Genomic DNA, 13,947 nt, shown 5'->3' with positions numbered 1-13,947 from the left:
TCGTGCCCGCGGGCCGCTCGCCCGTGTCCCCGTTTCCCGGCGTGCATCCGTCCGGATCGCTCCTTACGCTCCACCTGCATGAGCGAGGAGAACCTCGAGGCGGGCGGGCTCGACGTGCGGCACGAGGAGCAGGGCGGCCGCGGCGCGTTCTACGTCGAGCAGGGCGGGCGGCGCATGGCGGAGCTCTCGTACGCGCGCGAGGGCGGAGATCGCGCCGTGATCGAGCACACCGAGGTGAACGACGCGCTGCGGGGGCAGGGGGTGGCCCGGAAGCTCGTGGACGCGGCCGTGAGCTGGGCGCGCGCGAGCGGGACGCGCTTCGTGCCGATCTGCCCGTACGCGCGCGCCGTCTTCGATCGCGACGCCTCGCTGCGCGACGTGCTCGTCTGACTCTCGCGGACCTCCGCCCGCGAGAGGCTCGTCGAGCCGCGCGCCGAGTCACGTGAAGTCGGTCGCGCGAGACGAGCTCGAGGCCTCCTGGAGCGGAGCGCGTGCAGCTGGAGCCGCTCGCGTGGGTCCGGTGTGTCTGTGCGTGACGGGCCCGGCTCGATCGGGGCTTCGTCCCGTGCGCTCGCGCCGCACCACGCCTGGGAGTCCGGAGGCGGCCGCGCGGGGGCTAGATTTCCCCGGTGAACGGGCCGCATCACCTCATGCTGGTCCCGGGCTTCTTCGGGTTCGCGAGCCTCGGCGACTTCGCCTACTTCGGCCACGTCCGCGAGTACCTGTCCGAGATCGGGCCCGCCCTCGGGGTCCGCGGCGAGGTCCGGGTGGTGAGGACGATCCCCACCGCCTCCCTGCGGGTCCGGGCGGCCCGGCTCGTCGAGTCCATCGACGAGCTCCTCGACGAGAAGGGCGGCAGCGTCAGCGTGATCGGCCACTCGAGCGGCGGCCTCGACGCGCGCCTCGTCGTCACGCCCGACGTGTCGCTCCCGTCGCCCGTCGACGTCGAGCGCTGCGCGCGCGCGATCCGCACCGTCGTGACCGTGTCGGCCCCGCACCACGGCACGCCGGTCGCGCACCTCTTCAACAGCCTCCTCGGCCAGCAGCTGCTGCGGCTCCTCTCCGTCCTGACCATCTACGTGATCCGGGCGGGCCGGCTCCCCATCGGCCTCGGGCTGCGCGTCGCCCGGATCCTCCGGCGTCGCGACGCGGCGCCGGGCAGCCTCGTCGACCAGCTCCTGAAGGATCTCCTCGCGGACTTCTCGCGCGATCGCCGCGAGGAGATCGAGTCGTTCTTCGCGAGCCTCGGCAAGGATCAGGACCTGGTGGGCCAGATCACCCCCGGCGCGATGGACGTGTTCAACGCGGCGACGCACGACCGCCCGGGGGTGCGCTACGGCTGCGTGGTGACCCGGGCGCGGCCGCCGGGGATCCGCTCCGCCCTCGGCGCGGGCCTCGATCCGTACGCCCAGACGACGCACGCGGTGTACGTGGCGCTCTACCGCGTCGCCTCCCGCACGCCCGCCGCCCACCAGCCGCGGCTCACCCGCGCCCAGGCCGCCGTCCTGCGCCGCGCGTACGGGTGGCGCACCGACGCGCGCGCGAACGACGGGATGGTCCCGACCCTGAGCCAGGTCCGAGGCGACGTCATCCACGCGGCCTGGGCCGATCACCTCGACGTCATCGGCCACTTCCACCACCCGACGCGCGTGCCGCCGCACTTCGACTGGCTCACGAGCGGCAGCGGGTTCGACCGGCCGCAGTTCGAGCACGTCTGGCGAGAGGTCGCGGCCTACGTGGCCGCCGGGCAGTGAGCGCAGCCCCCGCTTCGTCGTTCAGCGCGCGACCGGCACCGGCGCCTGGGCGGCGCGCGGCGGGAGGCGCGCGCGGAGGTAGAGCCACAGCGGCGCCGCGAGGAGCGCCGCGCCGTAGCCGAGCTTCCCCGCGTCGGACGCGAGGCTGAGGTCTCCCGCCGCGTGCAGCGCCGCGGACAGGGCGAGCCCGCCCGCGAGGGAGCCCCAGGCGCGGCGCGCGTCGCGCGCGAACGCAGCGACGCCGAGGGCGAGGGGGAGCGCGAGCAGCGCGTGCGCGGCCGGGCCGAGCGCCACCCTCGCGAGCGCGACCGGCGAGTCCCAGCCCTGGAGCGTGGTGAGCGCCTCGAGCGCCGCGAACCCGGCCGAGACGCCGACCGCGGCGCCCATCACGCTCCGCGTTCGCCAGCCGCGCTCCACGACGAGCAGCAGCCCCGCGAGCTTCGCGCCCTCCTCCACGAGGCCGATGACCCCCGCGAGGGGCGCGGCGGAGGCGAGCCCGGCGTGGGAGAGCCGCTCCCACTCGAGCCGCACGCCCGCCCCGTCCAGGAGGTCGTAGGCGATCACGGCGAAGCCGAACGCCGCGGCGCCGCCGAACAGGGAGTGAAGTGCCAGACCCCGGATCTCCCCCGCCCGGCGCGCCGCCAGCGAGGCCCAGGCGAGTCCCGACGAGAGGCACGCGACGGCGAGGAGGAGCTCCCACGGCATGGAGCCAAGGTGGGAGCGGGGCGGACGTCCGTGCGAGCCCCCGTGCGGACGCCGGCCCGGAGGGGCACGCGGCCGGCGGTCGCATCGCGCGTAAACGACAGTCCGTGATTCGCGATCCCCCTTCGGTGCCGCGACTCACGCGTTTCGGCCATGTTCCGGAGATCGCGCCGGCGCACGGACCGGGACGTCGCGTGAGTCGCCGCGCAGTTCACGTAGAGTCACAACTATCGCCAGCGATAGTCCACCGGAACTTCGCAGCGTCGCTCGCGCTCAGGGCGGCGTCCCAGTTGCGGTGGGTGAAACATTCCCATTGACGCCTTCTCGCCTCGATCGCGCTCGGCATATGAGTAGGCGCGGGAGGGTCGCTCTCGCGCACGTACCTCGCGCGGGAAGCGCGCGCCGATCGGTTTGAGGCTCCGACGAGGGCGCAGCGGAGAACGCCGCGCAGGCGCGAGCCTGGAGCGTCTCCGGAGCTCCGGAAATCGCGTGTTACGAAGGGTGTACTGGAGGTCACCCCATGTCCGCGCTCGCCCCCGCTGCTCTCGAATCGAACGCCCTCGCCCTGCGCCTGCGCGAGCTCGCCGGAGAGGAACGGAACGTCCAGGTCGACTTTCTCCTGCACCTCGACGAGTTTGATCGGCGCCGCGCCTTCGTCGAGGTCGGCCATGCGTCCCTCTGGGCCTATTGCCTGGAGGCGCTCCACCTGCGGGAAGGCGCCGCCGGCCGGCGCATCCAGGCCATGCGGGTCTTGCGCCGCTTCCCGAGCCTCGAGGCTCCGCTGCGCGATGGGCGCTTGTGCCTATCCACGGTGGCGCTTCTCGGCCAGGTGCTCACCGAGGAGAACGTGGACGACCTCCTCGCTCGCGCCGCCTTCCGGACGCGCGCCGAGGTCGAGCAGCTCGTCGTCTCCATCCAGGCGCGAACCGCTCCGCGCGCTGGCCTCCGCAAGCTGGCCGAGCGCGCGCCCGCCGCGGGAAGCGCAGCGCTGCAGCTCCCGGCTTCCGATGCAGGGCAGGCCGAGACGGCGACCGAGCCCGGCACCGCGAAGCCGACCCTCGAACCGGGACCCGCGGCCGGCGCGCTGCCGGCGCCACCGCCCCCCGTCGCACAGCCGAAGCGCAAGGCCGAGACGCTCGCCGTCTCGGAGAGCCACTGGTCGCTCCGGGTCACCCTCGACCGCGCCTGCAAGGAGGACCTCGAGACGCTCCGGTCGCTTCTGTCGCACAAGGTCCCGGACGGCGACCTCGCGGCGGTGCTCCACGAGGCGATCCGCTGCGCGATCGAAAAGCACGGCAAGCGCAAAGGCGCTGTCGCGCCGGAGCGGAAGACGAAGGAAGCGAAGCAGGCCGGGACGACGAATGCCGCCGCGACGAAGAAGACCGCGGCGAAGCCGCCGGCTGCGAGGACCACGATCCCGGCGATAGTGCGCCGCGCGGTGTGGACGCGCGATGGCGGGCGCTGCGCGTGGGTCGGCCCGGACGGCTGTCGCTGCAACAGCCGCTGGAGGCTCGAGCTCGACCACATCCAACCCGCCGCCCTCGGGGGACTGTCGACGATCGACAACCTCCGGCTCGCCTGCCGAGCTCACAACCTGCTTCACGCTGAGAAAACCTTTGGGCGCGAACACATGGACCGCTTTCGCCGCGATGCGGGCGACGGGCCGACATCGCTCTCGCGCACCGACGTGGCGCCTCTGCGTCCCGTCATGCAGCTGGGGATGTGGGCGTCGTGACGCTACGGCGGCCCGGAGTTAGCCGAACATCAAACCGGAGGTCCGGTTCGCATGCCCGCGCGGCGAGAGCGACGCTCGCCGCTCGCGTGCTCCCGGCCTCCGAACCCCTACGCCCCACTTCCGCCGGTGATGCTCACCCGTTCGCTCGCCTGTTCGCGAAGCTTGATCGGCCGTTTACGGCGAGAACGTCGAGGTCAGCGTCGTCGCGTCGCTCCCCACGTTGGAGGAGCGGTTGGGCGCGGTGTCGAACTGCTCGGCGGTGCGCGCGAAGGCGGTGATCTCGACGTAGTACGTCCGGTTCGCGACGAGGAGGCCGGCCGGGAGCGTGATCGAGCGACCGGCGACGGCCCACGTCGCGACGACGCGCGTGGCGCTCGCAGTACCGCTCGCGTAGAGCTCACGGAGCGTGACGCCGTAGCTCGAGGGCGTGCCCACCAGCGGGGCGGACCACCCGATCGTCGGCGTCGCGCCGACGGCGCCGAGGGTGCCGAGCGCGTCGAGCCCGTTCACGAGCGGCGCCTGGACGGGGCCGACCGCGGGGACGATGGGCGAGGGAGGCGCGGGCAGCATGGGCTCGCGCCGGGACACCGTCGCGAGCGCGTCGAGCGAGGTGGCCGCGCCGGGGGCGGTGTAGCTCACGCGCGCCGTGAACGAGGCCACCCGCGACTCCGACCAGAGCGCCGGGTCCAGGTACCGGCCGTAGACGATGGGCGGCGTGAGCGCCGTGAGATCCACGTCGGCGGTGGCGGCGGGCTGGACGAGGCGGAACAGCTCGAGCACGCCGCCGGCGGCGACCGGGGCGGGGCTCGCGAGGGCGTAGGGGTGCGTGCGGACCAGGAGCGCGTGCGGGTTCGCGGCAGGCTGGGCGCCCGGGCCCATGGACGCGAGCAGCGCCTCGAACTGGCTCGTGCGCCAGTCGATCGTGAGCGTCCCCGTCTGCGTGGTCGTGCCGAGCGGCGCGGTGAGGCTCGCGGCGACGCCGTTCGTCAGGTCGGCGCCGAAGGTCGTCGCGCCGTAGCGGGTCATGGCCTGGTAGGCGAACGCGCGGATCCCGCTCGTCACCGTGGACGTCGCGAGCTGGTGCACCCACACGGCGTCCGTCGCGCCGACGAGGTTCAGGGCTCGCCCGATCGAGCTCGAAGACCAGTCCTCCACGACGCTCCCGCCGACCTCGCCGGCGACGAGCTCCGTGCCGGAGATCGGCGCGTCCCAGACGTCGACGTCGGGCGCGGCGAGCTGCACCTCGTCGCTGTCGATCCAGCCGGAGAGACCGGACACGGTGAGGGTCACGGGGGTCGGGGCGCTCGCGGCGGTGGCCTCGCGGCCGAGCACGTCGTAGCCGAGGTCGAAGGAGGTGGCCGACGTCTCGTAGAAGTGCGTGACGCCGGCGCCGTCCGTGAACGCGAGGGTGTAGGCGCCGGGGGGCACGCCCGAGATGGAGAACGAGCCCGACGGCGAGAACGAGCCGGGGTAGCGGGTGCCGTCCGGCCCGATGGCCTCGACCTGCGCGGTGAGCGAGACCACGTCGGGCGCGACCGTCGTGGTCTGGCACGGGGAGGCGACCGAGCAGCCGGCGCCGGTGGTCCAGCGCGTCACGAGCCGCGTGCCGGTGACGACGCGGAGGCACGCTCCCGCCTTGCAGACGAGATCCGTCCCGCAGGCGGCGCCCTCGTTCGTCGCGACCGTGCCGTTCTCGCAGGTCTGGCTGCCCGTCGCGCACGAGGTGACGCCGGCGACGCAGACGTTCGAGTTGGTGGTGCACGCGGCGCCCGCGACGCACGCCACGCAGCTCCCTGCGCTGCACACCTTGTCGGTGCCGCAGGAGGTGCCGTTCGCCTTCACGGTGCTCGTGTCGGCGCAGGTCAGGGCCCCCGTCGCGCAGGACTCGGTGCCGTCGACGCAGGGGTTCGGGTTCGTGGAGCACGCGCCGCCAGCGGCGCAGGCCACGCAGGCGCCCGCGTTGCAGACCTGGTTCGTGCCGCAGCTCGTGCCGTTCGCGAGGTTCGTCGTGCTGTTCTCGCAGGTCTGGCTGCCGGTCGAGCACGACGTCGTGCCCGCGACGCACGAGTTCGTGTTGGTCGAGCAGGCCGCCCCGGCGGTGCACGCGGTGCAGGTGCCGCCGCTGCAGACCTGGTTCGTGCCGCAGGTCGTGCCGTTCGCGAGCTGCGTGGGGGTCGCGACGCAGGTCTGGGTGCCGGTCGAGCAGGAGGTCTGCGACACGACGCAGGCGCCCGCGGGCGTGCAGTCGGTGCCGGCGACGCACGAGCTGCACACGCCGCCGTTGCAGACGAGGTTCGTGCCGCAGGTCGTCCCGTTCGACTTCGGCGTCGCGGTGTCCACGCAGCTCTGGGTGCCGGTCGAGCAGGAGGTCGTGCCGTCGACGCACGGGTTCGGGTTCGTGCCGCAGGGCAGGTTCGCCGTGCAGGTCGAGCAGACGCCGCCGTTGCACACCTCGTTCACGCCGCAGGTCGTCCCGTTCGCGAGGACGGTCGCGCTGTCGACGCAGGCCTCGGTGCCGGTGGTGCAGGAGGTCGTGCCGGCCCGGCACCTGTTGGGGTTCGTCGCGCAGGTTTGGTTCGCCGTGCACGCGGTGCAGGCGCCGCCGTTGCAGACGAGGTTCGTGCCGCAGAGCGTGCCGTTCGGCTCGGCGGTGGCCGTGTTCACGCAGGTGGACGTCCCCGTGGAGCACGAGGTCGTGCCGGTGAGGCACGGGTCCGGGTTCGTCGTGCAGGCGACGCCCGCGGTGCAGGGCGAGCAGACGCCCGCGCTGCAGAAGAGGTTCGTGCCGCAGCTCGTCCCGTTCGCGAGGACCGTCGTCGAGTCCACGCAGGTGGACGTCCCGGTGGAGCAGGAGGTCGTGCCGGCGAGGCAGGCGTTCGGGTTCCCGGAGCAGGAGAGCCCCGCGGTGCACGCGGAGCACACGCCGCCGCTGCAGACCTGGTTCGCGCCGCAGACGAGGCCGTTCGCCTTCGGCTTCGTCGGATCGTCCAGGCAGGCCTGCGTGCCGGTCGAGCAGGAGGTCGTCCCACCGAGGCACGGGCTCGGGTTCGTCGTGCAGTCGAGGCCCGCGGTGCAGGTGCCGCACACGCCGCCCGAGCAGACCATGTTCGTCCCGCAGCTCGTGCCGTCCGTCTTCGGCGTCGAGTCGACGCAGGTCGAGGTCCCCGTCGAGCAGGAGGTGACGCCCGTGAGGCACGCGGCGCCGGGGTTCGAGGTGCAGGCGGTGCCGGCGGTGCAGGCGGTGCAGGCGCCGGCGTTGCAGACCTGGTTCGTCCCGCAGGTCGTGCCGTTCGCGATCGGCGTGGTGGTGTTCTCACAGGTCTGCTGGCCCGTCGCACACGAGGTGACGCCGGTGACGCAGGGGTTCGAGTTCGTCGAGCAGGCGCTGCCGGCCGTGCAGGCGTTGCACGTTCCGTTCAGGCAGACCTCGGGCACGCTCGTGTTCACGTCGCAGGTGGTGCCGTTCGGGGCGGGCTGGGCCGGAGCGGTGTCGTCGCACGTCTGCACGCCCGTCGCGCAGGAGGTCACGCCGAGGATGCACGGCGTCGGGTTCGTGCTGCAGGAGAGGCCCGCCGTGCAGGAGGCGCACACGCCGCCGTTGCACACCTGGTTCGTGCCGCAGCTCGTCCCGTTGGGCTTGGCCGTCGAGTCGAGGCAGGTCTCGCTCCCCGTCGAGCAGGAGGTGATGCCCGTGAGGCACGCGGAGCTCGGGTTGTAGTTGCAGGCGGCGTTGGCCGTGCAGGCGCTGCACGCCCCGCCGTTGCAGACCAGGTTCGAGCCGCACGTGGTGCCGTTCGTCTTCGCGGCGCCGTCGATGCAGGTCTGGGTGCCGGTGGCGCACGAGGTGACGCCGTCGTGGCAGGCCGGGTCCGGGTTGGTGGTGCAGGCGAGGCTTGCCGTGCAGGCCGAGCACACGCCGGCGCTGCACACGAGGTTCGTGCCGCAGGAGGTGCCGTTCGCCTTCGCCGCTCCGTCGACGCACGCCGAGGCGCCGGTGGCGCAGGAGGTGACGCCGTCGTGGCAGGCGGGATCCGGGTTCCCGACGCAGGCGGTGCCGGCGGTGCAGGCGGAGCACGCCCCGCCGTTGCAGACCAGGTTCGTGCCGCAGGTCGTGCCGTTCGCCTTGGCCGCGCCGTCGACGCAGGCCTGCGTGCCCGTGCTGCACGAGAAGACGCCGTCGTGGCAGGCCACGTCCGGGTTCGTCGAGCACGCGCCGCCGGCGGCGCAGGCGACGCAGGTGCCCCCGTTGCAGACGAGATCCGTGCCGCAGATCGTCCCGTTCGTCTTGGGCGTCGAGTCGACGCAGGTTTCGGTGCCGGTCGAGCAGGACGTCACGCCCGTGAGGCACGCCGCGCCCGGGTTCGCCGTGCAGGCGAGGCCCGCGGTGCAGGCGCTGCACGTCCCGTTGAAGCAGACCTCCGGGACGCTCGGGTTCACGTCGCAGGTCGTGCCGTTCGCGATGATCGTCGTCGTGTCGATGCAGGCGCGGGTTCCGGTCGAGCAGTCGGTCACGCCCGCGACGCACTTGTTCGGGTTATCCGAGCAGGCGGTGCCCGCGGTGCAGGCGGTGCACGTCCCCCCGTTGCAGACCTGGTTCGTGCCGCAGGCGGTGCCGTTCGCCAGGTTCGTGGCGGTGTTCTCGCAGGTCTGCGCGCCCGTCGAGCACGAGGTCGTGCCAGCGACGCAGGGGTTCGCGTTGGTCGAGCAGGCCAGGCTCGCCGTGCAGGCGATGCAGGTGCCGCTGCCGTTGCACACCTGGTTCGTGCCGCAGGTCGTGCCCGCGGCGATGCTCGTCGCCGTGTTCTCGCAGGTCTGCTGCCCGGTGGCGCAGGAGAACGCGCCGGTGACGCAGGGGTTCGGGTTCGTCGTGCAGGCGCCGCCCGCCGCGCAGGCGGTGCACGTGCCGCTGAAGCAGACCTGATCCGTGCCGCAGGTCGTGCCGTTCGCGATGGTCGTGGTGGTGTCGACGCAGACCTCCTGGCCCGTGGCGCAGGAGGTCGTGCCGGCGACGCACTTGTTGGGGTTCGTCGCGCAGGCCGTGCCGGCCGTGCAGGCGACGCACGCGGAGTTGTAGCAGACCTGGTTCGTCCCGCAGGTCGTCCCGTTGGCGATCGCGGTCGCCGTGTCGACGCAGACCTCCTGGCCGGTGGCGCAGGAGGTCGTGCCGGCGACGCACTTGTTGGGGTTCGTCGCGCAGGCCGTGCCGGCCGTGCAGGCCACGCACGTGGAGTTGAAGCAGACCTGGTTCGTCCCGCAGGTCGTCCCGTTGGCGATCGCGGTCGTCGTGTCGACGCAGACCTCCTGGCCGGTGGCGCAGGAGGTCGTGCCGGCGACGCACTTGTTCGGGTTCGTCGCGCAGACCACGCCCGCGGTGCAGGCGACGCAGGAGCCCTGGTAGCAGACCTCCGGGGCGGACGGATTCACGTCGCACGTCGTGCCGTTCGCGACGAGCGCCAGGGTGTCCGTGCAGACCTCGAAACCCGTGTCACAGGTGATCCGGCCCACGTGGCACGGGTTGGTCGGCGTGCAGGCCGAGTCGAGCCGGCAGACGTTGCAGACGCCGTCGCCGCAGACCTCGTAAGGCGCGGTCGGATTGACGTCGCAGACCGTGCCGTTCGTGACGTTGCCGTTCTCGATGCACTGGGGGAGGCCCGCGTCGCAGCTGATCGCGGCGGTCTTGCAGGGGTTCGCGGTCTGGCAGGTCTCCCCGGCGTAGCAGCGCTGGAAGTGCCAGTCGGCGTCGATGGTGCCCTGGCTGCCGCAGTCGATGCGGTACCGCCCGCGCACCTCGTCGGTCTGGATGAGGGGCGTCTCGAGGTACGACCGCCCGCACTGGAGATAGTTGATCCCGAAGCTGTCGAAGACGACGTACGAGAAGCCCGGCACCTGGCTGCCGGTGCCCGTCGTGCACGCGGTGTCCCAGACGGCGCTCGCGCCCCAGCGGAAGCTCGCGGGGCTCGAGAGGATCTCCGTGATGTTCGGCCCGACGTCCTGCGTCGCGGTCGTCGGGCTGCAGGTGGCGCCCGGGATGGTGATGGGCGAGTCGGCGGTGATCCGGCCGGTCTGCAGGTAGTAGCTCGCGCTCGCGCTGCCGTCCTCGAAGTGGAGCTGCGAGATGCCGTGGGCGGTGACGCCGTCGCGGGTGGACGTGATGTTGTAGACGCCGGAGAGATCGCGCGTCGAGGGGGCGGGGACGACCGCCCAGTCGCTGAAGTGCGTGGTGGTGGCGACGAGGGTGTGCGCGACCGGGTCGCGGCGGACGCCGGGGACCTTGACCCAGTAGCCCGACGCGTCCTGCGTCGCGATGCCGAGGTCGAACACCGAGACGTCGGGATCGACCTTGAAGATGAGCGCCACGGGGGCGGAGAACTTCGTGCCCTCGGGGCCGAGCCGGTAGGCCGTCCCCGTGCCGTGCGGCGCGTGGTTCGTGATCTCGGTGATGGTGATGTCGAGCGGGGACCCGATCGCGCCCGCCGGGACCGCCACGACGAGGCCGCCGCCCCGCGCGGTCACGCTGCCCCCGACCGTGCCCACCGAGCCGCCGGTGCCCTCGCTCGTCGGCGTTCCGGGCGTGGTGGGGGAGGGAGGTGAGGCGACCTCGGTGGTGCCGCACGCCGCCGAGAAGAGCAGCGCGGCTGCGATCGCCCGGGCGTGGAAGCGGGTGCGGAGCATGCGGCCGGAAGCTATCACGCCACTCCTTCGCGGGGGCGGACGCCAGGGCGTCGGCCCCACCGTTTGCGCGGCAAAACGCCGCGCGCCGCGCGCTCCGGCTGAGGGCCTCCGGAACCCGCGAACGCCCGCACTCCCGCTCAACGATGGACGCGCCGAGGTTCTTCCGCTCGGGCCTAGGTCGGGGCGCCCGGTGGTGTCGATGACCTGACGCACCGTGTCGTCGGCAAGCCGTGGATGTGCGCTCGCCGTCACATCCGGAGCCGGCCGCGCCGCGGCACGGAATCCGTTCAGCACGCCCCGCCGATGCCTTGCCGCCCGCTCGACGCGCTTCCAACGAAGTCCTCTGCAGCAGCCCACCTACCCCGGCTCACGGCAGAAGGAGCGCAGGCATGAAGAAGAACGCGAAGGGCTCGGCGCCCGAGGCGAAGGTGCAGCGTACGCGGCGTGACTTCCTCCGGAGGGCGGCGCTCGGCGCGGCCGGAGCGGCGGTCGCGGCCGGCCCGACCATCCACGTCGCGCAGGCTCCGACCACGCTGCGGTTCCAGAGCACGTGGCCGACGAAGGACATCTTCCACGAGTACGCCCTCGACTTCGCGAAGAAGGTGAACGAGATGTCGGGAGGCCGCCTCAAGATCGAGGTGCTGCCCGCGGGCGCCGTGGTGAAGGCGTTCGACCTGCTCGACGCCGTCGGGAAGGGCACGCTCGACGGCGGCCACGGCGTCGTCGCCTACTGGTACGGGAAGAACACCGCCCTCGCGCTGTGGGGCTCGGGCCCGGCGTTCGGGATGGATCCGAACATGCTGCTCGCCTGGCACTACTACGGCGGCGGCAAGGACCTCATGGAGGAGGTCTACAAGTCCCTGAACCTCGACGTCGTCTCCATGCTGTACGGGCCGATGCCCACGCAGCCGCTCGGCTGGTTCAAGAAGCCGGTCGCCAAGGTCGACGACATGAAGGGGCTGAAGTTCCGGACGGTCGGCCTCTCCATCGACATCTTCACCGGGCTGGGCGCGGCGGTGAACGCGCTGCCCGGCGCCGAGATCGTGCCCGCGATGGACCGTGGCCTGCTCGACGCGGCCGAGTTCAACAACGCCTCGTCGGACCGGGCGCTCGGGTTCCCCGACGTCTCCAAGATCTGCATGCTCCAGAGCTTCCATCAGTGCTCGGAGCAGTTCGAGGTCCTGTTCAACGGCGCCAAGTACAAGGCGCTCCCGCAGGACCTCCGCAACATCGTCTCCTACGCCGTCCAGGCCGCCTCGGCGGACATGTCGTGGAAGGCGATCGACCGCTACTCCGCGGACTACCTGGAGATGCAGCAGAAGCAGGCCGTGAAGTTCTACAAGACGCCCGACGCGGTCCTGAAGCGGCAGCTCGAGATCTGGAACGAGGTGATGGACAAGCGCGCCGCCGAGAACCCGATGTTCAAGAAGGTGCTCGAGTCGCAGCGCAAGTTCGCGCAGCGCGCCGCCCGCTGGCAGGCCGACACCAACGTCGACTTCCGCATGGCCTACAACCACTTCTTCGGCAAGCAGGCCGCGAAGAAGGGCTAGGGCGCCCTCATGCAGCGGCTCCTCCTCACGGTCGACAAGCTCTCCACCCGGGTCGGCCAGCTCTTCGCCTGGCTCATCGTCGCGCTCACGGGGCTCATCACCTGGGAGGTGCTCTCGCGGAAGCTCCTCGACGCTCCGCACGCCTGGGCGTTCGACGCGCAGATCATGGGGTACGGCGTCCTCTTCATGATGGCGGGCGCGTACACCCTGGCGAAGCGGGGCCACGTGCGGGGCGACGTGCTCTACGGCTTCTTCCCCGTGCGCCTGCAGGCGACCATCGACCTCGTCCTCTACCTCGCGTTCTTCCTGCCGGGCGCGGTCGCGATGGTGTGGGCGGGCTGGGACTACGCGCGGGAGTCCTGGCTCATCCGCGAGCACTCGACCATCACGGTCGACGGCCCGCCCCTCTATCCGTTCAAGGCCTTCATCCCGGTCGCGGGGGCGCTCCTCCTGCTTCAGGGCCTCGTCGAGATCGCCCGCTGCGTCGTCGCGCTCCGGGACGGGGCGTGGCCGCAGCGCCAGGAGGACGTAGAGGAGGTGGACGTCGAGAAGCTGAAGGAGATGGTCCACGTGAAGGACGAGGACCTCGCCGCGCTCGACGAGGTGGTGGCCCGCAAGGAGCACGAGGAGGTGCGCCCGTGAGGAAGGAGCTCGTCTTCGGCCTCACGCTCATGGGGCTCCTCGTCCTCGCGACGGTCGTGGTGATGCCGCCGCCGTCGCAGTGGACGCAGGGCCACCTCGGGCTGCTCATGCTCTCGCTCGTGGTGGTCGCCATCATGCTGGGCTTCCCCACCGCCTTCACGCTCATGGGGATGGGCGTCCTCTTCGCGTGGCTCGCCTACCGCTGGACGAACCCCGACCTCGCGGTCCAGCAGACGCTCGACCTCATGGTCCAGCGCACCTACGCGACGATGACGAACGACGTCCTCATCGCGGTGCCGCTCTTCGTCTTCATGGGCTACATGGTCGAGCGGGCGAACCTCATCGAGAAGCTCTTCAAGAGCCTGCACCTCGCGATGTCGTTCATCCCCGGCTCGCTCGCCGTCGCGACGCTCGCCACCTGCGCGCTCTTCGCCACCGCCACCGGGATCGTCGGCGCGGTGGTCACGCTCATGGGCCTGCTCGCGTTCCCCGCGATGCTCCGCTCCGGCTACGACATCAAGCTCTCCGCGGGGGCGATCACGGCCGGCGGCTGCCTCGGCATCCTCATCCCGCCGTCGGTGATGCTCATCCTCTATGGAGCCACGGCGGGGGTGTCGGTGGTGCAGCTCTACGCCGGCGCATTCTTCCCCGGCCTCATGCTCGCGGGGCTCTACATCGCGTACGTCGTCGTGATGGCGAAGCTCAAGCCTTCCCTCGCGCCCATGCCGCCCGAGTCCGAGCGGAGCGTGCCGCTCACGGCGAGCGCGCGCGCGATCGCGGGGGGCGAGCACCGGCGCGCGCTGCCCGGCCTCGTCGCCGCGCTCGTGCGCCCCGCGCCCGGCGGCCCGCGGCGGCGCTGGGTCGCCGGCCAGCTCGCCGTCTCCGCGCTGCC

The 13,947-nt window shown here is 72.2% G+C and carries 8 protein-coding genes; 6 read left to right on the top strand and 2 right to left on the bottom strand.

Annotated features, from left to right (window positions below; translation table 11 throughout):
- Positions 1–78 precede the first annotated feature (78 nt).
- Complete coding sequence (locus MNY60_RS10355; RefSeq protein WP_242334805.1) at positions 79–390, top strand: GNAT family N-acetyltransferase; 312 nt, start codon at positions 79–81, stop codon at positions 388–390.
- A 239-nt stretch (positions 391–629) separates the two neighbouring features.
- Entirely contained in the window at positions 630–1,754 is a 1,125-nt protein-coding gene (locus MNY60_RS10350; protein ID WP_242334802.1) for a triacylglycerol lipase, read from the top strand.
- 21 nt (positions 1,755–1,775) lie between these two features.
- Here the strand turns inward: MNY60_RS10350 and MNY60_RS10345 are convergent, their stop codons facing one another.
- Entirely contained in the window at positions 1,776–2,459 is a 684-nt protein-coding gene (locus MNY60_RS10345) for a PrsW family glutamic-type intramembrane protease (RefSeq protein ID WP_242334799.1), read from the bottom strand.
- Positions 2,460–2,976: 517 nt separating this feature from the next.
- Here MNY60_RS10345 and MNY60_RS10340 point away from each other — a divergent pair.
- Positions 2,977–4,191 carry an HNH endonuclease gene (locus MNY60_RS10340; protein WP_242360582.1) on the top strand — a complete coding sequence of 405 codons (1,215 nt, stop codon included), beginning with the start codon at positions 2,977–2,979 and terminating at the stop codon, positions 4,189–4,191.
- Positions 4,192–4,365: 174 nt separating this feature from the next.
- Here MNY60_RS10340 and MNY60_RS10335 read toward each other — a convergent pair whose 3' ends face one another.
- The gene (locus MNY60_RS10335; protein WP_242352838.1) at positions 4,366–10,863 is read right to left on the bottom strand and encodes a hypothetical protein; all 6,498 of its coding nucleotides are present in this window, start codon (positions 10,861–10,863) and stop codon (positions 4,366–4,368) included.
- Positions 10,864–11,252: 389 nt separating this feature from the next.
- Between MNY60_RS10335 and MNY60_RS10330 the strand changes: the two genes are divergently transcribed.
- The 3 genes from MNY60_RS10330 to MNY60_RS10320 all read left to right on the top strand — a co-directional run.
- A complete protein-coding gene (locus MNY60_RS10330; protein ID WP_242340668.1) occupies positions 11,253–12,413 on the top strand; it encodes a TRAP transporter substrate-binding protein in 1,161 nt (386 codons plus the stop codon).
- A 9-nt stretch (positions 12,414–12,422) separates the two neighbouring features.
- Positions 12,423–13,055, top strand: a complete 633-nt coding sequence (locus MNY60_RS10325) for a TRAP transporter small permease subunit (RefSeq protein WP_242340669.1) — start codon at positions 12,423–12,425, stop codon at positions 13,053–13,055.
- The coding region (locus tag MNY60_RS10320) for a TRAP transporter large permease subunit (protein ID WP_242360581.1) at positions 13,052–13,947 on the top strand (896 nt) is incomplete at its 3' end. The genes MNY60_RS10325 and MNY60_RS10320, both read left to right, overlap by 4 nt.

Source organism: Anaeromyxobacter sp. SG17, from assembly GCF_022690695.1.
In the GTDB taxonomy this organism is placed as follows: Bacteria; Myxococcota; Myxococcia; order Myxococcales; family Anaeromyxobacteraceae; genus Anaeromyxobacter; species Anaeromyxobacter soli.
Note: the sequence above shows the minus strand (reverse complement) of the source record. Positions and strands in the feature narration are given on the sequence as shown.

Coding starts and splice junctions, on each gene's coding strand:
- MNY60_RS10345 (WP_242334799.1), bottom strand. CDS start 2,459: ATGCCGTGGGAGCTCCTCCTCGCCGTCGCGTGCCTCTCGTCGGGACTC.
- MNY60_RS10325 (WP_242340669.1), top strand. CDS start 12,423: ATGCAGCGGCTCCTCCTCACGGTCGACAAGCTCTCCACCCGGGTCGGC.
- MNY60_RS10335 (WP_242352838.1), bottom strand. CDS start 10,863: ATGCTCCGCACCCGCTTCCACGCCCGGGCGATCGCAGCCGCGCTGCTC.
- MNY60_RS10340 (WP_242360582.1), top strand. CDS start 2,977: ATGTCCGCGCTCGCCCCCGCTGCTCTCGAATCGAACGCCCTCGCCCTG.
- MNY60_RS10330 (WP_242340668.1), top strand. CDS start 11,253: ATGAAGAAGAACGCGAAGGGCTCGGCGCCCGAGGCGAAGGTGCAGCGT.
- MNY60_RS10355 (WP_242334805.1), top strand. CDS start 79: ATGAGCGAGGAGAACCTCGAGGCGGGCGGGCTCGACGTGCGGCACGAG.